This window comes from Arthrobacter rhizosphaerae (genome assembly GCF_023062595.1).
In the GTDB taxonomy this organism is placed as follows: Bacteria; Actinomycetota; Actinomycetes; order Actinomycetales; family Micrococcaceae; genus Arthrobacter; species Arthrobacter rhizosphaerae.
In genome coordinates, this window is record NZ_JALLAN010000003.1 from 347,314 (window position 1) to 365,036 (window position 17,723).

Annotated in this window: 15 protein-coding genes; 13 read left to right on the forward strand and 2 right to left on the reverse strand. The window is 61.9% G+C overall.

All coding sequences use genetic code 11. The features are described 5' to 3' along the window. Nucleotides 1-80 precede the first annotated feature (80 nt). Nucleotides 81-2,075, forward strand: a complete 1,995-nt coding sequence (locus tag MU551_RS06510; RefSeq protein WP_247041759.1) for a penicillin-binding transpeptidase domain-containing protein — start codon at nt 81-83, stop codon at nt 2,073-2,075. Nucleotides 2,076-2,252: 177 nt separating this feature from the next. Beyond that, a complete protein-coding gene (locus MU551_RS06515; RefSeq protein ID WP_247041762.1) occupies nt 2,253-3,935 on the forward strand; it encodes an ABC-F family ATP-binding cassette domain-containing protein in 1,683 nt (560 codons plus the stop codon). 97 nt (nt 3,936-4,032) lie between these two features. On the opposite strand, the gene MU551_RS06520 is transcribed toward MU551_RS06515, so the two are convergent. Next, nucleotides 4,033-4,377, reverse strand: coding sequence for a toxin-antitoxin system YwqK family antitoxin (locus tag MU551_RS06520; protein WP_247041764.1), 345 nt, complete (start codon nt 4,375-4,377; stop codon nt 4,033-4,035). Between the two features lie 69 nt (nt 4,378-4,446). On the opposite strand from MU551_RS06520, the gene MU551_RS06525 reads away from it, so the two are divergent. Beyond that, on the forward strand, nt 4,447-5,220 hold the full coding sequence (locus MU551_RS06525) for a DeoR/GlpR family DNA-binding transcription regulator (RefSeq protein ID WP_247041766.1): 774 nt from the start codon (nt 4,447-4,449) through the stop codon (nt 5,218-5,220). After that, on the forward strand, nt 5,217-6,407 hold the full coding sequence (locus MU551_RS06530; RefSeq protein WP_247041768.1) for an MFS transporter: 1,191 nt from the start codon (nt 5,217-5,219) through the stop codon (nt 6,405-6,407). The genes MU551_RS06525 and MU551_RS06530 overlap by 4 nt, the downstream gene beginning before the upstream one ends. Here MU551_RS06530 and MU551_RS06535 read toward each other — a convergent pair. Next, entirely contained in the window at nt 6,340-7,056 is a 717-nt protein-coding gene (locus MU551_RS06535; protein WP_247041776.1) for a phosphatase PAP2 family protein, read from the reverse strand. The genes MU551_RS06530 and MU551_RS06535 overlap by 68 nt on opposite strands. Before the next feature lie 134 nt (nt 7,057-7,190). Here MU551_RS06535 and MU551_RS06540 point away from each other — a divergent pair, with 134 nt between their 5' ends. The 9 genes from MU551_RS06540 to MU551_RS06580 all read left to right on the forward strand — a co-directional run bounded on the left by MU551_RS06540 (nt 7,191) and on the right by MU551_RS06580 (nt 17,719). Further along, the gene (locus tag MU551_RS06540) at nt 7,191-8,687 is read left to right on the forward strand and encodes a bifunctional phosphatase PAP2/diacylglycerol kinase family protein (RefSeq protein ID WP_247041778.1); all 1,497 of its coding nucleotides are present in this window, start codon (nt 7,191-7,193) and stop codon (nt 8,685-8,687) included. A 149-nt stretch (nt 8,688-8,836) separates the two neighbouring features. Next, nucleotides 8,837-9,781, forward strand: a complete 945-nt coding sequence (locus MU551_RS06545) for an ABC transporter ATP-binding protein (RefSeq protein ID WP_247041780.1) — start codon at nt 8,837-8,839, stop codon at nt 9,779-9,781. Nucleotides 9,782-9,784: 3 nt separating this feature from the next. After that, the gene (locus MU551_RS06550) at nt 9,785-10,681 is read left to right on the forward strand and encodes an ABC transporter permease (protein WP_247041782.1); all 897 of its coding nucleotides are present in this window, start codon (nt 9,785-9,787) and stop codon (nt 10,679-10,681) included. An 18-nt stretch (nt 10,682-10,699) separates the two neighbouring features. Continuing rightward, nucleotides 10,700-11,965 carry a sensor histidine kinase gene (locus MU551_RS06555; protein ID WP_247041785.1) on the forward strand — a complete coding sequence of 422 codons (1,266 nt, stop codon included), beginning with the start codon at nt 10,700-10,702 and terminating at the stop codon, nt 11,963-11,965. Beyond that, a complete protein-coding gene (locus tag MU551_RS06560; protein ID WP_247041786.1) occupies nt 11,962-12,684 on the forward strand; it encodes a response regulator in 723 nt (240 codons plus the stop codon). Before MU551_RS06555 ends, MU551_RS06560 begins: the two co-directional genes overlap by 4 nt. Nucleotides 12,685-12,785: 101 nt before the next feature. Then, on the forward strand, nt 12,786-13,682 hold the full coding sequence (locus MU551_RS06565) for an intradiol ring-cleavage dioxygenase (protein ID WP_247041788.1): 897 nt from the start codon (nt 12,786-12,788) through the stop codon (nt 13,680-13,682). A gap of 32 nt (nt 13,683-13,714) precedes the next feature. Next, a complete protein-coding gene (locus MU551_RS06570; protein ID WP_247041790.1) occupies nt 13,715-15,058 on the forward strand; it encodes a M18 family aminopeptidase in 1,344 nt (447 codons plus the stop codon). Between the two features lie 254 nt (nt 15,059-15,312). Next, nucleotides 15,313-16,737 carry an amino acid permease gene (locus MU551_RS06575; protein ID WP_247041799.1) on the forward strand — a complete coding sequence of 475 codons (1,425 nt, stop codon included), beginning with the start codon at nt 15,313-15,315 and terminating at the stop codon, nt 16,735-16,737. A gap of 121 nt (nt 16,738-16,858) precedes the next feature. Further along, nucleotides 16,859-17,719 carry a prephenate dehydratase gene (locus tag MU551_RS06580; protein WP_247041801.1) on the forward strand — a complete coding sequence of 287 codons (861 nt, stop codon included), beginning with the start codon at nt 16,859-16,861 and terminating at the stop codon, nt 17,717-17,719. Nucleotides 17,720-17,723: the final 4 nt, after the last annotated feature.

Sequence of the window (17,723 nt, forward strand, 5' to 3'; positions counted from 1 at the left end):
GCCGTTTTGATGGAGCCCACACAAGCCTGTCCGAACGAGTTGACAACCCAATTCTCAGGGTGAGCAGGCATAATGACGCGGTGGGGAAAATTCAGAAGATATCACTGGCACTTGTCGGGCTCATTATTGGCGGTTCGTTGGTGGGTTGCGACGACGGCCGGGCAGGGGCGGAAGGCGCAGCAAAACAGCTCGCGTCCGCCATCTCAACCCTCGACGTCGGGGGTGTTGCCTTTGAAGGCAAGGATGCTGCCGCCGCCAACGAGCAGCTTCACGAGGTTTTCAAGGCACTTGAGCCTGGTAAGCCTGCCGTAGAAACCGGTGAGCTGAAGCTGGAGGAAGACACCGCCACCGTCCCCCTGGCGTACAACTGGAAAATCGGCGCCTCGGAATGGAAGTATTCCGTAACGGCCGAACTCAAGAAATCCGGCGACTCGTGGCTAACTGTCTGGAAGCCAGCGCTTCTGGTGCCCGACTTGGTGGATGGCGAGATTCTCACCAAGGCCACCGAATCACCTCAACGCGCCGATATTCTTGGCGCCGGTGATGCCCCGCTGGTTACTTCCCGGCCTGTGGTGAACGTTGGCATAGACAAGCAACAGCTCGCCGGTGGGGATCCCGCGGTCTCTGCAGGAAAGCTCGCTGAGCTGGTGGGAGTTGATTCCGCGGCGTTCGTCAGCCAGGTGCAGGCTGCCGGTGCTGAGGCTTTCGTGGTTGCCATCACCCTGCGTGACGACGCCAGCAGGACTGTCACAGATGCGCAGATCTCCGCGATTCCCGGCGCGCGTGCCATCAAAGAAAGCATGCCGCTCGCGCCTACGCGCACCTTCGCCCGGGCGTTACTGGGCACGGTGGGGCAAGCCAATGCTGAACAGATTGAAAAATCCGGCGGCGCCCTGACAGCCGGAGACGTGACCGGGACCGGAGGCCTGCAGCAGCAGTACGATGCTCTGTTGCGTGGAACGGACAGAGTGATCATCCGGGCCCAGAAGGCAGACCTAACCGCTGAGGAGATCCGAGCGGCGGGCACTGATCCCCGCCGAACCGTCTTCGACATTCCAGCGACACCTGGCACGCCACTGAAGACCACCCTTGACCCGTCTTTGCAGCAACTGGCCGAAGGGATCCTGGCTGAAATTCAACCGGCATCCGCCATCGTGGCGCTCCGCCCCTCGACCGGTGCTGTCCTTGCCGCCGCTTCGGGTCCTGGCAGCAACGGTTACAACACCGCCATGCTGGGCCAATACGCTCCGGGTTCAACCTTCAAAATGGTGGATTCCCTGGCCATGTTCCGCAACGGAATGACGCCGGATTCGAAGGTGGAATGCACACCTACTCTGACCGTGGACGGCAGGACCTTCAAAAACGCCGAGGGTTATCCCGCTGAGTCCTTGGGGTCTGTCACCCTGCGGGACGCGTTCGCCCACTCCTGCAATACTGCTTTCATCTCGGCCAGGGACTCTGTGAGTCAGGCCCAGCTGGAGTCGGCGGCCACTTCACTGGGTGTGGCCGTAGAAGCACCGAAGCTGGGGGTGGACGCCTTCCTCGGTTCCGTCCCAGGCGCGGCCGAAGGTACCGAACACGCGGCGTCCATGATCGGCCAGGGCAAGATTCTCATGTCCCCGCTGTCTGCTGCCGTGATGGCTGGTTCTGTAGCCAAGGGCTCCCCCGTTTCACCGCAACTGGTTCTCAACGCTGACGCAGCCGTCCCGGGCGGCGCGGCTTCCGGAAGCCCGACGGCGGCAGCCGCCACACCGTCGTCGTCCGCCTCCGACGCCCCGCCACCTGCAAAAACCGCCGATAAACCGATCACCAAAGAGGAAGCGACAGCGCTGGCGGACATGATGCGGGCGGTAGTGACCTCTGGGCATGCCGGATTCCTCATGGACGTTCCGGGATCACCGGTGGGCGCGAAGACCGGCACAGCCGAATTCGGCAAGGAGAATCCGCCGAAGACGCACGCCTGGATCGTTGCTGTGCACGGGGACCTCGCCGTCGCAGTGTTTGTGGAGGAAGGCGGCCTTGGTGCGACCACCTCGGGTCCGTTGCTGAAGGAATTCCTGACCGCCGCCCGCTAACCACCCGACGCTCCCTCACGTTTCGCGGGTTGTTAGCCGACGCTCCCTCATGTTTCGCGGGTTTTTAGCCGACGCTCCCTCATGAAGTGAGGGAGGATCCGGCTTTTCGTTGCGAAACGTGAGGGAGGGTTGGCAACCGGATCAAGCGCAGCAATGGGGCATGGGAAGATTGCTTTTGTGGCTCATATTGACGTATCCGGCATTGATTACTTCCTCTCCGACGGCACCCAACTGCTCAACGGTGTCACTTTCAAAGTGCCCGATGGAAGTAAGACTGCGCTGATCGGGCCTAACGGCACAGGGAAAACCACGCTGTTCAGGATCATTGCCGGAGACCTGGTCCCCGATGAAGGAGTCATTGGCCGCTCCGGGAATATGGGCATCATGCGGCAGTTTGTAGGCCAGGTCCGTGACGATTCGACCGTTCGTGACCTTTTGGTATCCGCGGCACCACCAGCTCTGGCGGCGGCCGCCCGCACAGTGGATGAAGCCGAGCTGGCAATGATGGAGTTCGACGACGAACCCACCCAAATGCGCTATGCCCAAGCAATAGTGGACTGGGGAGATGCAGGCGGCTACGACGTCGAAACCGTCTGGGACGAGGTCTGCATGGCTGCCCTGGGACTTCCCTTTGACCGGGCGCAGCACCGCCCGGCGTCGAGCCTGTCAGGGGGCGAACAAAAGAGACTGGTGCTGGAGGCCCTCTTTGCTGGTCCTGACGAACTGCTGCTTCTGGACGAACCGGACAACTACCTCGACGTCCCGGGAAAGCGTTGGCTCGAAGGCAAACTCAACGAGTCCAAAAAAACAGTGTTCTTCATCAGCCACGACCGTGAGCTCCTGAACAATGCCGCCGGGCGTATCGTCACCCTTGAACCGGGCATCAACGGCGCCGGCGCATGGGTGCACGGAGGCGGCTTCGGCTCTTACGTCGATGCGAGGGCTGACCGGAACGCGCGCTTCGAGGAACTGCGCAAACGCTGGGACGAGGAGCACATCAAGCTCAAAGAACTCGTCAACATGTACAAGAACAAGGCCGCCTTTCGTTCTGACATGGCCAACCGGTACCACGCTGCGCAGACCCGACTGGCAAAATTCCTGGAAGTTGGCCCTCCCGAAGCCCTTCCCATCGAGCAGAACGTGAAGATGCGGCTCAAGGGAGGCAGGACGGCCAAGCGTGCCATTGTCGCCGAACGCCTTGAACTCACAGGCCTCATGAAGCCGTTTTCCACCGAGGTGTGGTTTGGGGACCGTGTCGGTGTTCTCGGGTCCAACGGCTCGGGCAAGAGCCATTTCCTGCGGCTGCTGGCCACAGGGGGTACAGATCCTGAGCGTGAACACCTGCCGGTCTCAGAGGTGGAGATCGCCGAGGTTCCGCACGAGGGAACGGTGAAACTCGGCGCCCGCATCCGGCCCGGATTCTTCGCCCAGACGCATGTACGCCCGGACTTGTTGGGCAAAACCCTGCTGGAGATCCTGCACCGCGGGGACGAGCACCGCTCGGGATTAGGCCGTGAAGCGGCTGCTGGTGCGCTGGACGGCTACGGCTTGGCAGGACAGTCTGAGCAGAAGTATGAGTCACTGTCCGGCGGGCAGCAGGCACGGTTCCAGATTCTGCTGCTGCAGCTTTCGGGAGCCACGCTGCTGCTGCTCGATGAGCCCACCGACAACCTCGACCTCCACTCGGCCGAGGCTCTTGAGCGCGCGATCGACCATTTCGAAGGAACTGTCCTGGCAGTCACCCACGACCGCTGGTTCGCACGGACCTTTGACCGCTTCCTTGTATTCGGCTCAGACGGCAAGGTGTACGAATCTGAGGCACCTGTCTGGGATGAAAAGCGCGTGGAACGCGTCCGCTAGCCCCAACCCTCCCTCACATTTCGCAGCTTTTTGCCAAACCCTTCCTCACTTAGTGAGGGAGGGTTTGGTCTTTTGCGGCGAAAGGTGAGGGAGGGTTTTATTTGAACGTCTTGCGCTTGGTCTCGGATCCATCGGGGGCGTAGGTCACCCAGTCACCTACTTTGCGGCCGACGTCGTACCTTCCTTCGTCCATCAGCTCACCGGTGCTGTGCCAGCGTTGCCAGAAACCGTTTTGCTGGCCGTCACGGAAAGCGCCCCGCTGCAGCAAACCGCCGCCCTCGCGGTACCACGTGCAGTCGCCGTCGAGCTGGCCCTTGGAATAGGCGACGTCCGCCTTTAGTTGGCCATTACGGTAGTAGAACTTCCACCGGCCCTGCCTCTCGCCGTCGACGTATTCGCCGGTTCCGGAGAGCTTGCCGTCCTTGAACAATTCCTCAGCCATAGGAATAGCTTACGGTGCAAAAACCCCACTCTGTGTGACTAAATGATCACTAAGGACTATCATTTGAGCGTGAAGACCGAAGAAAGACATCGTCTCATCGCAGAGCTTTTGCGAACGCGGGATGAGGTGAGCGTCGAGGAGCTCGTCACTGAGTGCAACTCCTCAGGAGCCACCATCCGTCGGGACCTTGAGGTGCTGGCAGGACACGGTGTTCTCCGGCGGATCCACGGCGGCGCAAAGAGCCTTGTCCTTCGAGGCGAAAACCCCGGCTATGGTCAGCGGGAACTTGAAGACCAGGCCATAAAGGTCAGGATTGCGGCTGGAGTCGCATCGCTTTTGGGCGATCGCGAACATGTGTGGCTGGACAGTGGAACCACGGCGACGGAAATCGCCCGTCAACTGCGCCAGCGTGAGCTCACGTTGATGCCCATGTCCTTGCGGTCCGTGAACGTACTGGCGGTGGACGATTGGCAGAGCGGACACCGCCCGGCGCTGCTGCTCCCAGGTGGAAGCCTGATTCCTGGCGAGTTCTCCTTCCGTGGACCGTTGGCGGAAAGAACCATCCGCTCCCTGCGCTTCGATACGGCCGTGGTGACCCCGTGCGCTTTGAACTTCAAGGACGGCTTGCTGGCCCACGACGTGGACGACGCCGCCGTGAAGCGCGCGGGGCTGGAGTCGGCGGCCCGGGTAGTGGTTGCCTGCGCCGGCTCAAAGTGGAACGGTAACGCTGTTGCCCTCGTAGCCGCACTGCCGGCAGTCGATGTCCTGGTCACGGACAGAATCCTCACTCCTGAAGAACTCGCACAACTCGAAACGTACTCGGTGAAAGTAGTGACTGTATGAGCGTCAACATCGCAACCGCCCCCAGCCTTAGAGCGGCATCGGTCGCTACTTTCCTGATTTTCGGGGTGAATGGGCTGGTGTTTGCCAGCTGGGCGGCACGGATCCCCGCTGTCACCGAAATCCTGCACCTGACATCTGGCCAGATGGGCACGCTGCTCCTGTGTACGGCCATTGGCTCGCTGATCGCCCTGCCCACAGCAGGCTGGGTTGTCGGCCGGATCGGGACCGCCAATACAGTTCGTGCCAGCGGGATCCTCGCCGCATTGGCCGGCGCAGCTGTTGCGTTGTCCCTGTTGGCAGAGTCTGTACCGGCCACCGCCTTGGCCCTGTTCTTTTTCGGAATGGGCATTGGACTCTGGGATGTCGCCCAGAACATTGAAGGGGCCGACGTCGAGCACCGGCTTAAACGCACCATCATGCCCCAGTTCCACGCGGCTTTCAGCGGCGGTGCTTTTGTGGGAGCCCTGATCGGTTCCGCTCTGTCAAACCTCGGCGTGAGCCTGCCCGTACACCTCCTGGTCATCGCCGGCCTGGTTGCCGTTCTGACCCTGGTGGTGCCCCGTTACTTCCTTCCCCATATCGCGGCCGAGCGGCCAGCAGATGGCGAGCCCAAGCCAGCAAAGGGACCCTCTGCCTGGCGTGACGGGCGGACCCTCCTGATTGGCGTGGTGGTGCTCGGCGCTACCTTGACCGAGGGTGCAGGCAATGACTGGATTGCAAAGGCATCAGTCGACGGCCTTGGTACAACCGAGTCCACCGGCGCATTGCTCTTTGCGGTATTTGTCCTGGCCATGACTGCCATGCGGTTTGCGGGCGGCATGGTTATCGACCGCTTTGGCCGGGTGGCGGTGCTAAGAGCCAGCATGGCCGCGGCAGCCGCCGGCCTGGGTCTCTTCGTCTTGGCGGGCAACGTGTGGTTGGCGGCGGCTGGGGCCGCACTCTGGGGAGTGGGAGCCGCACTGGCCTTCCCCATGGGGATGTCAGCCGCGGCCGATGATCCCCGCCATGCTGCGGCACGGGTATCCGTGGTGTCGACGATCGGCTACATGTCGTTCCTGGCGGGCCCGCCCTTGCTCGGATATCTCGGGGACATTACGGGGATCCACCTCGCACTCCTTGCTATCCTCGCTCCGATCCTCGTTGCCTTGCTGCTCGCTGGCGCCGCGAAGCCCTTGCACGCCAAGTAAGCAACCTGCGGGCGTCGCTGTTTTCCCGAACGCAGGTGCCCTGAAATATCAGCCAGACCAGGGGCACCACCGCAGCAGCGAGTAATGCACCACCCAAGGTGTCCATCAGCCAGTGCGCGCTGAGGTACGTCCGGCTGACCATCATGGTGAGTGTTCCCAGAACGGCCAGGAGCCACATCCAGAGCCGTCCGATCAAGAGTGCAACCACCAGCAGAAATGCTGCCGTGGCGGACACATGGCCTGAGGGAAATGAACCTGTATCAGTGAGGACGATGGTGTTAGAGGGACGGCCGCGGCCAATCCCCGCCTTGATCAGTTGGGTCAGCAGTGCCACAGAGGCGGCAGCGACAACGGAGAAAACGGCAGCCTGGGGCCTTCGGCGCACCAGGAGAACGATGACGAGGCAGGCGTGCAGCACGTAGATTCCGCGGTAGCCAGCCAGATTAAGGAACTCGTTGATGCCGTCCCACGCGGGGCTCTGCAGCGTCTCGACAAACTGATGCCATCCGTTGTCCAGGGCCAGGAAGGGAGGGTCAGCCTTGTTAGCCAAGAGCAGGCCGCCCAGAACGGACATCAGTGAGAGCAGGGCCGTGCTGGCCGCGATCACCGGGCCCGGAGAATAACGTTGCGGGTCGAGGACGCGCGTCATTGGTTCATCGTAACCATCAAGCGACTCGGAATTTGAGCCGATGATGCAGTCGGCGTGCCTTCTCCTACCCCTGACCCGACATTCAACCAAAGCCACTCAAATCCACAACGGGCCTTCGGTTGTAGGGTGGGGAAATGCGAAGGATGCTGAGGAGGGGGCCTGGAAGGATTGCGCGTCTGGACCGGGCACTCGTTAGGGCTGTTTCGGGTTTCCCCGGAGGCGAACACGACGACTTCTTCCGCCGGCTGTCCGCGGCGGCCAACAAAGGGAAGCTGTGGTTCGCCGTCGCCGCTGTCCTCGCGATCCTCAAGGGCAAGCCCCGTCGTGCAGCCCTTCATGGCCTTATTGCCCAAGGCGTGGCTTCAACGGTGACCAACGTCGGCTTCAAGACCCTGCTGCCCCGCGCACGGCCACTGCCGGAGCACCTGCCGGTATTTCGTTTCGTTCATCCGCAACCGACGAGTTCTTCTATGCCGTCCGGGCATTCAGCGTCAGCAGCGGCCTTCGCTGTGGGGGCTGGTTTCGTCCATCCCGTCATAGGAGCGGCACTGGCTCCCGTCGCTGCCGGCGTTGCATACTCAAGAGTGCATACAGGTGCCCATTGGCCGTCAGATGTGATCTTCGGATCTGCCATCGGAGTGGGAGCCGCCCTTATCACCCGAAAATGGTGGCCTGTCAGGCCACCATTTCCTGACACGAGGCGAAACCGCACTCACGCACCCAAGATCTCAAGTGGACAGGGTCTTAGCATCGCGGTGAACACCCTTGGCGGATCCTACGGTCCGGAGACAGTAGCGGCGCTGCAAAAAGTATTCCCCTCAGCGTATATAAGAGAAATCAGTCATGACGACGACCTGATTGCTGCGATCCAGGCTGTGGCCACCCACTCCGGAACGGAAGCCCTGGGCGTCTGGGGCGGAGACGGCACCGTCGGCGCCGCCGCTGCGTACGGGGTGGCCGAGAAGCTGCCCTTGCTGGTGCTTCCCGGCGGAACTCTCAACCACTTCGCCCGCGATGCCGGGACCTCCACCCTCACCCTGGCGTTGGATGCCGCTGAAAAGGGTGAGGCAGCACTTGCGGATGTGGGCCACGTTGTGGTGGAGCGCGGGATGCCTGGCAACCCCCAGCGCCTTGAGCTGACAATGCTGAATACTGCAAGCATCGGCTTGTATCCCGATATGGTCAGGCGCCGGGAGCATCTTCAGCCCAGCATGGGTAAACCGCTCGCAGGAGTAGTCGCAATGCTGCGGACATTCGCAGCCGGCACCCCCACAACACTGTTTGTGGACGGGGTTCGCCACAAGCTCTGGATGCTTTACGTGGGCCGCGGCAGGTACTTCCCCCGCGACCACGCTCCCCTGGTACGTCCGGTGCTGGACGACGGCGTGCTGGACTTCCGGCTAATTACTGCCGATGAGTCATTCGCCAGGCTGCGCCTGTTGTGGTCAATTCTCACCGGGACAGTGGCGACGTCGAAAATCACCCATCTTCGTGAGGCTACGAGGATCAGGGTTGTGGCCAACGGCAGCCCGCTGACTCTGGCCGTGGACGGTGAGGTCATTCCGGGAGTTCGCAGCGTGGAGTTTACGGTGCGTCGCGGTGCCCTGCGGTACTACTCCCCCGAGCCCTGAAGGACCGCCTGAAGGATCATCCGATCGGACTACCCTGATTCTCCCCTGAATCATCCCTGAGACCGGCGAATTTCCCGCGCCACATGGGTAGCGTGGAGGGTGCACCCCAACGCACCCTGCATCCACCTGCTACGCAAAGGAAAGCTTCCATGATTGAAGCAAAAGGCCTGACAAAAATCTACGGCGACAAAACCGCCGTCGACGCTGTCAGCTTCACGGTCGAGGCAGGCCGGGTCACCGGCTTCCTAGGGCCCAACGGGGCAGGCAAGTCCACCACCATGCGAATGATCATGGGACTTGACCGGCCGACGTCGGGCTCCGTCACGGTGAACGGGGTTCCGTTCGCCAAACACGTGGCCCCGCTGCGCGAGATCGGATCTCTGCTGGACGCCAAGGCTGTGCACACAGGACGCACCGCCTACAACCATCTGCTCGCCATGGCAGCCACTCACAGCATCCCCAGGAAGCGCGTCAACGAGGTCATCGAAATGACCGGCTTGTCCGACGTGGCCAAGAAGAAGGTCAAGGGCTTCTCGCTGGGCATGGGCCAGCGCCTCGGAATTGCCGCTGCACTCTTGGGCGATCCCCAAACCGTCATTCTGGATGAGCCGGTCAACGGCCTTGATCCCGAAGGCGTGGTGTGGGTCCGCAACCTCGCCAAATACCTGGCCGCGGAGGGTCGGACTGTGTTCCTCTCGAGCCACCTCATGAGCGAGATGGCAGTCACTGCCGACCACCTCATTGTCATCGGCCGCGGCAGGATCATCGCCGATGCTCCCATCCAGCAGATCATCAACGGCAAGGGACAGAGCCGGGCCCGGGTGAGGACCGACCAACCTGAGCACCTGATGAACATTCTGGCCGGGGATGGTGTCTCCATCCAGGTGCAAGAGCCTGAATTGCTGGAGGTCACCGGGCTTGATCCGCGCCGGATCGCCCGCATTGCACTCGAGAACCGGGTCATGATTTACGAACTCACGCCGTTGCAGGCAAGCCTCGAGGAAGCCTATATGGAGCTGACCAAGGACGAGGTCGAATACCACTCGCTGATCACTTCGGGAGCCCCTGCTCCCGTTCAGGCCGGAGGCAACTGAGCCATGAGCACATCAAACCTGAACACGTCCACGCTGAACTCATCAACGCCGAACTCATCAACGCCGAGCCGCCGCGGAACTGCTGCCGGCATCGGACCGGGCCCGAGCTTCTTCAGGGTGCTGAATTCCGAGTTCATAAAGTTCCGTACCCTCACATCCACCTTGATCCTGTTGGCCTGCACGCTGCTTGTAATGGTGGGTTTCGGTGCCCTGACAGGCTGGGGAACCGGAGCTTTTGCAGAGGAGGCCATGCGCGACCCGGAGGCTGCTGCGGCGATGGCAGCCCAAGGAGGGGACCTGGCAATCACCGTGCCCACCTCCGGCATCGCCTTTGCCCAATTGATCCTGGGCTCGCTGGGCGTGCTGCTGATGAGTTCCGAATTCACCACCGGCATGGCACGTTCCACGTTCGCCGCCGTGCCCAAGCGGCTGCCTGCCTTCGCAGCCAAGCTGATTGTCGTGCTGGTGGCTTCCTTCCTTCTCACAGCCGTATCTTCGTTCCTGGCCGGACTCGTTGCCCTTCCCATCCTGGATTCCTACGACCTCAAACTTGACCTCGCCAGTTCCCAGTCCGTGAAGCTCCTGCTGGTCAGCAGCATTTACGTCGCCGCGGTGGCTGCTATTGGTCTGGCACTGGGAAGCATTATCCGGAACTCCGCCGGCGGCATCATGAGCCTTGTCGGGCTGTTCTTTGTGGCTCCGATTGCCCTCGAAATCATTCAAGGCGACGTTGCCAAGGAGATACGGAAGTACCTCCCGGGCAACACTGTCAGTCCCATGACGGCCGTGAACCATGAGCCGGGCACTCTCGAAGTCTGGCAGGCCGCCCTGGTGCTCGGCGCCTGGGTTGTTGTTCCGGTGGTCCTGGCCGTGCTGCTGCTGAAGAAACGCGACGTGTAGCCAGCACCGGTTCAGCGTATGAGTGAAATAACCCAGCTAAAGGGCGCGTCGACCACCCACGTCGACGCGTCCTTTGCCGAGATTACCGCCCGCCGCCGGGGCCGCCTGCGGCGTTACCTGCATGGGCGGCCCCGCTTGGTGGACCTCCTGGTCGCTGCCGGTTACCTGCTGCTGGTGACACCCACCATCGTTGAAGCCGCGAACGACGGCGACTGGGCAGGTATTGCCCTGATGGGCACCCTTGCCGTGGTGCTGCTTTCCCGGCGGGATCAGCCGGCCATGGTTGTGACTGTGGTGGCGATACTTGAAGTGGCAATCACCATGCTCCATCCCTGGGGAGCGAACGTCTCTGCAGGATTGTGGTTCGCCCTCTATGCATTGGCTGTTGCCCACACCCGCCGCTTTGCCCTTGTGGCGCTGGCCCTGGCAACGACGCCCCTTTCCCTGGTCTATTTCCTGATGCTGGTTGGCCCCCTTCCCGAAAACGCCGGAGGGGCAGGGAATGATCTGCATTTGGTCAGCCTGGTGGCCGGCATCACCATCACCCTTTCCAACGTCATTGCTGCCGGCATCGGCTTTTCCGTCCGGCAGCGGCGCCTCCACGAGCAGGAAATTGCGGCGTGGGCCTCGCGGGCTGCCCAGTTCGGATCCGTCAATGAGCGCAACAGGATAGCCCGGGAAATGCACGACGTTATAGCCCACTCCCTGACGGTGATGGTCACCCTTTCGGACGGTGCCGCCGTCGCCGTTAAAAGGAGTCCCGAACAAGCCGGTGAGGTTCTCGGTGAGCTGTCCCGAACCGGGAGGACGGCTCTGGCAGACATGCGCCGTGTGCTGGGTGTCTTGAGGAACGACGGGCCCGAGGAATCTCCCCGCGAACCTCCGGCGGGCAGTGCCACGTTGGGCAAACTCCTCGACGGATTCCGTACGGCCGGACTTCCGCTGCATTTCTCGCATACAGGGCCGGCGCTTCCGGCTGACGCGGCGTTCCAACTCACTGTCTACCGGATAGTGCAGGAATCACTGACCAACGTGCTCCGTTATGGCCGAGGCTTAGGCCGGGTGGATGCAAACATTGTCCGGGACGGCTCCCGGGTGACCATAGAGGTGACTGACGACGGTAAGGGGAGCGTGCCGTCGGGCCAGTCCGGGACCGGCCAGGGGATCGAAGGCATGAAGGAACGTGCAGGAATCTACAACGGAAAGGTGGACGCCGGTCCCGGGGCAGCCGGTGGCTGGAGCGTGAGGGCAGTGCTGAACATGACTGACGAGGGGATCAAATGAGCGGCAGGAGTGCCATACGGATTGTGCTGGTGGATGACCAGCCCTTACTGCGGATGGGCTTCCGCCTGATCCTAGAGGGAGAGGATGGGCTTGAGGTTGTGGGCGAGGCATCAGACGGCGCAGAGGCGGTCCAGCAGGTCCGGATCCTGGAACCCGATGTGGTCCTTATGGATGTGAGAATGCCGGTGCTGGACGGGATCGAGGCAACGCGTGCAATTTCGACGTCCGGTTCGAATGCCCGGGTGATTATCCTGACCACTTTCGATCTGGACGAGTATGCCTTCGCCGGATTGCAGGCGGGAGCGTCGGCTTTTCTCCTCAAGGATGTGGCTCCGGCAGAACTGACCCACGCAGTAAGAGTGGTGGCCAGCGGCGATGCAGTGGTGGCGCCCCGGGTGACGCAACGATTGCTGGAAACCTATGTCCGCGGCAATGGAACGGCATTTGCGGGGCAGGCGAGCGGCGGCCATGAGCAGGTTACCGCTCCGCAGCGCGACCCCTTGCTGGAGGACCTCACGCCCCGTGAGACAGAAATGCTGGAGTCCATGGCAGAGGGACTTTCCAACGCTGAGATCGCCCGGAAGTTCTTCCTCTCTGAAGCCACTGTGAAAACCCATGTGCGGCGTATCCTCACTAAGCTCCATCTGCGGGACCGCGTCCAGGCAGTTGTTTACGCCTACGAGACAGGACTTGTGGTGCCAAGCAACCCTGACTACTGAGAACACCCAGGGACACCGGGGAACACCTGGAGAACCTGGAGCACAGCAGAAGCACAGGAACGGTCTATGCAGTGCATAGCCGGGGAAGGTTCTATTGACCCATGGACAACCTCCCCCAACCCCACGAACCTCATCCGAATCACGACCGAGGCCTGGAATTCGATCTCTCCACACTCCTGAGCCGCCGTTCCCTTGGTATTTTCCTTGGCGCGGGTACGGCGGCGGCAGCTTTGGCCGCGTGCACACCGGGCGGATCAACCGCTGGTGGCACCAGCACAGCGACTGCCACCGCAACCAGTACGACGACGGCGCCCGCCGGCACAGCGACGGCCACCGCCTCACCTACCTTGACCAGGGCAATTGCCGAATGCGGGGTGGAGATTCCGGCCGAAACGGCAGGTCCTTACCCTGGCGATGGCTCCAATGGCCCCAATGTCCTGGAGGCTTCCGGCGTGGTGCGGCAGGACATCAGCTCCAGCTTCGGAACCTCAACCACAAAGGTGGACGGCGTCCCGCTGACCGTCACCATGACGCTCCTGGACAACTCCAACGGCTGCGTCCCGCTGGCGGGTGCTGCCGTTTATGCCTGGCATTGCGACCGGGACGGCAAGTACTCCATGTACGACTCCGGGCTGGAAAACGAAAATTACCTCCGTGGCGTCCAGGAGGCCGACGCGAATGGGCAGGTCACTTTCAAGACCATCTTCCCCGGCGCCTACAGGGGCCGCTGGCCCCACATCCACTTTGAGGTTTTTGAATCCATGAGCAACGCAACCGCCGCCGGGCAGGTGCTGGCGGTCTCGCAGATCGCGCTCACGGACGCCGCCTGCCGCGAGGTCTATGCTTCAGCGGGTTACGAAACCAGTGCCAGCAACTTCCCCAGCACCACTCTGCAATCGGACATGGTCTTCGGGGACGACGGAGGAATCCATCAACTGGCCACCATGGGCGGGTCCGTATCAGCGGGTTATGCGGCAGGCCTGAACGTGACGGTTTAGGCGGAGATATTGGCGGGGATAGACTCGACGGCATGCCTTCCAAAACCAGCGCCGCCGAGCACATCCAGGACCTTGCGGCGTACGTCATGGCGTCGCCGTCGAGTTTCCATGCCGTCCATGAAGCGGCCCGCCGCCTGGACGAAGCCGGGTTCACCGGCCTGGACGAGCTGGCAGCCTGGGATGCCGTGGGCTCTGAAAGTAACGGCGCAGGCAAGTTCTATGTGATCCGCGACGGCGCCCTGATCGCCTGGGTGACTCCGGCCGGCTCGGGACCCACCACGGCCTTCAATATCCTGGGCTCCCATACCGATTCGCCCTCCTTTAAGCTCAAGCCCAAACCCACGACGGGCAGGTTCGGCTGGCTGCAGGCAGGGGTGGAGGTTTATGGGGGGCCGCTGCTGAATTCGTGGCTGGACCGGGAGCTGCGGCTCGCGGGCCGGCTGGTCATGCTGGACGGAACGCTTCACCTCACGGCCACAGGGCCCTTGCTTCGCTTTCCCCAACTTGCCATCCATCTGGACCGTTCAGCGAATGACGGACTGACCCTGGACAAGCAACAGCACATGAATCCCGTCTTCGGGCTCGGGGAGCCGAACGGAGAGGACATCCTCGCGCTCCTTGCCGGGAATGTTGCTGGCAATACGACGGTGGACCCGGGGCAGATCGGCGGGTACGACGTCGTTATTGCAGACACGCAGGAACCCGCGGTTTTCGGCGCAAAGGGGGAGTTCTTCGCCTCCGGGCGACTGGACAACCTGTCCGCCACCCACGCCGGACTGACGGCCCTGATCAACCACGCCGTCTCGCCGGAGAGCACCAACGGGCAGGCGCCCATCGCCGTGCTTGCGGCCTTCGACCACGAGGAGATCGGGTCGGCGTCCCGTTCAGGTGCTTGCGGGCCCGTCCTCGAAGACATCCTGGTCCGCATTTCGGATGGCCTTGGCGCCTCTGTGAGCCAGCGGCGTCAGGCCTATGCGGCGTCGTTTTGCGTGTCTGCCGACGCAGGCCACGCCGTGCACCCGAACTATTCCGAGCGGCACGATCCCGCGAACAAGCCGGTCCTCAACGGCGGCCCGCTCCTGAAGATTAACGCCAACCAGCGCTACGCCACAGACGCCGCCGGTGCGGCGCTCTGGGCCCGTTTATGCGCGGAAGCCGAGGTGCCCTACCAGGAGTTCGTGTCCAACAACGTGATGCCCTGCGGCTCCACGATCGGGCCCCTGACGGCAACACGGCTGGGCATCCGGACAGTCGACGTCGGTGTTCCGCTGCTTTCCATGCACTCAGCCCGCGAGCTGTGTGGGGTGGAGGACCCGAAGCGGCTTGCCGACGTCACCGAGGCCTTCTTCAGGACACCTGCCACAACCCTTCAATAGTGGCAGTCATCAGCGGTTTGACCGTGCCGTCACGAACCGCCTGACCGGCCCGGGTTTCCGGAGCGTTTCTGAATTGCCCTACAGGCAACAGTGAATGCCTATTTGGCCAAGTTCTTGTGGACTTCTCCTTTTTGTAGTGCAGCAGACTGTATGACTGCACAGATCGCTTCAGGGTGTCCGACGCTTAGGGTAGGAGCGATGTGATCCACGATACAAATCTCCAACTGAACCCAGGAAGACGAGGACAACCGCCCATGCAGGCTGAACAGCAACTCTCGAAGTCGCTTAAACCGCGGCACCTATCCATGATCGCCATTGCAGGTGTCATTGGCGCCGGCCTGTTTGTAGGCTCCGGCGCCGCCATCCAGCAGGCAGGCCCGGGTATTCTCCTCGCCTACATGGCGGCCGGCCTCGTGGTCATCCTGGTGATGCGCATGCTGGGTGAAATGGCTGCAGCAAATCCGGAAACGGGTTCGTTCTCCACATACGCAGACAAGGCGCTGGGACGCTGGGCCGGGTTCAGCATCGGGTGGCTGTACGCCTGGTTCTGGATCATCGTTCTGGGCATCGAAGCCACAGCGGGTGCAGCCATCATGCACCGCTGGGTTCCGGGAATCGATCAGTGGATCTGGGCCCTGATCCTGATGGTCCTCCTAACCCTGACCAACCTTAGTTCGGTGAAATCCTTCGGGGAGTTCGAGTTCTGGTTCGCGTCCATCAAGGTCACTGCCATTGTCCTGTTCCTGCTCTTCGGTGCAGCTGCAATCCTGGGCCTGGTTCCGGGAGTGCCCGCTCCAGGGCTGAGCAACCTGGTGGAGAATGGCGGCTTCCTTCCCAACGGACCGGGCGCTGTGCTCGCCGGCATCCTCGTCGTCGTTTTCTCCTTCTTCGGGGCCGAAATTGCCACCATCGCAGCAGGTGAATCCGAAAACCCCGTAGATGCTGTCAAGAAGGCCGTACGCTCCACCGTCTGGCGGATCCTGGTGTTCTACATCGGCTCCATCGCCGTCGTCGTCACCCTCCTGCCTTGGAATGACGCGTCCGTTGCCAAGAGTCCCTACGTAGCCGTCATCGAGCTCTTCGGCATTCCCGGCGCGGGGACCATCATGGACATAGTGGTTCTGACATCAGTGTTGTCATGCCTTAATTCGGGCCTGTACACCGCCAGCCGCATGCTGTTCTCCCTGTCAAAGCGCGGCGACGCCCCCAAGTCCTGGACCAAGATCTCCTCCCGTGGCGTTCCGGCGTCAGCAGTTCTGGCCTCCACTGTGGTGGGATTCGTTACCGTTGGCCTGAACTACATCGCCCCGGATACTGTGTTCCTGTTCCTCGTCAACACCTCCGGTGCCATCGCCTTGTTCGTGTGGCTGGTCATTTCCGCATCGCAGCTGATCTTGCGCCGCCGGATGGGCGCAGCCGCCAAGGATCTTTCCCTGAAAATGTGGCTTTTCCCCTACCTGACATGGGTTGCAATTGTCAGCATCGTGGCACTCCTTATCGGAATGGTTATCCTCGAATCCACCCGCGAGTCTCTCCTGCTGTCGCTCGCCCTCGCTGCCGTAGTGGTCGGGATCGGCTTGTTCCGCTACCGCAAGTCAGCTCCTCCGGTTCCGCAGGCAGCGGTTCCCGCACCGGAAGCCGACGACGTCAGCGTTGGTGCCGGACCGTCGTCGTCCTAGCCTGAAGGTTGCTGCCAGCGGCATTTAGGTCCTGCTGGCAGCAACCTTAGGATGCGCGGGCTGCACGGCCCGCAGCTGCTCGACGCACATGCCCCACGAGGCATATGGGAGCATGTGCTCTATGGTTCCTAAAATTGCATACCAGGGTGAACCCGGGTCCAACTCAAACATTGCCTGCATGGAAATGTATCCGGACATGCTTGCCGTTCCTTGTGCCAGCTTTGAGGACGCCTTTGGGCTGGTCACGGCCGGTGAAGCGGAGTTGGCGATGATCCCCATCGAGAACTCCATCGCAGGCAGGGTGGCAGATATCCATGCACTCCTCCCGGACTCCGAGCTGCAGATTGTCGGAGAGCATTTCCTTCGGATCCGCTTCAATCTGCTTGGAATCCCCGGCAGCACGATCGAACAGGCCAAGGAAGTACACAGCCACCTGCACGCCCTCGGCCAGTGCCGGAAACTCATCCGTTCCCGCGGGCTGAAGCCCGTTATCGCCGGAGACACTGCAGGGTCCGCCCGCGAAGTGCGGGACTGGAATGACCCCACCAAAGTGTCATTAGCACCGCCTCTGGCCGCCGGGATGTACGGGCTCGATGTCTTGGCGACCGAAGTCGAAGACGACCCCACCAACACCACCCGCTTCGTGGTCCTCGGGGAGAAGCGTCCCCTTCCCGTTCGTGAGGAGTTGCCGGAGGCTGTGGTCACCAGTCTGGTTTTCCGGGTCCGCAACGTTCCCTCGGCCCTATACAAGGCATTGGGCGGATTCGCGACGAACGGAGTGAACATGACGCGGCTCGAAAGTTACATGGTGGGGGCCGAGTTTGCCGCCACCATGTTCCTGGCCGATGTGGAAGGACACCCCGACGACGTCCCGCTGAGTCTGGCTCTTAATGAACTTGAATTCTTCACTTCGGAAGTAAGAATCCTTGGAGTTTATGGGGCGCATGCCTACCGGCTGCAGTCGAAACAAGAGGCGTCGTGACAGG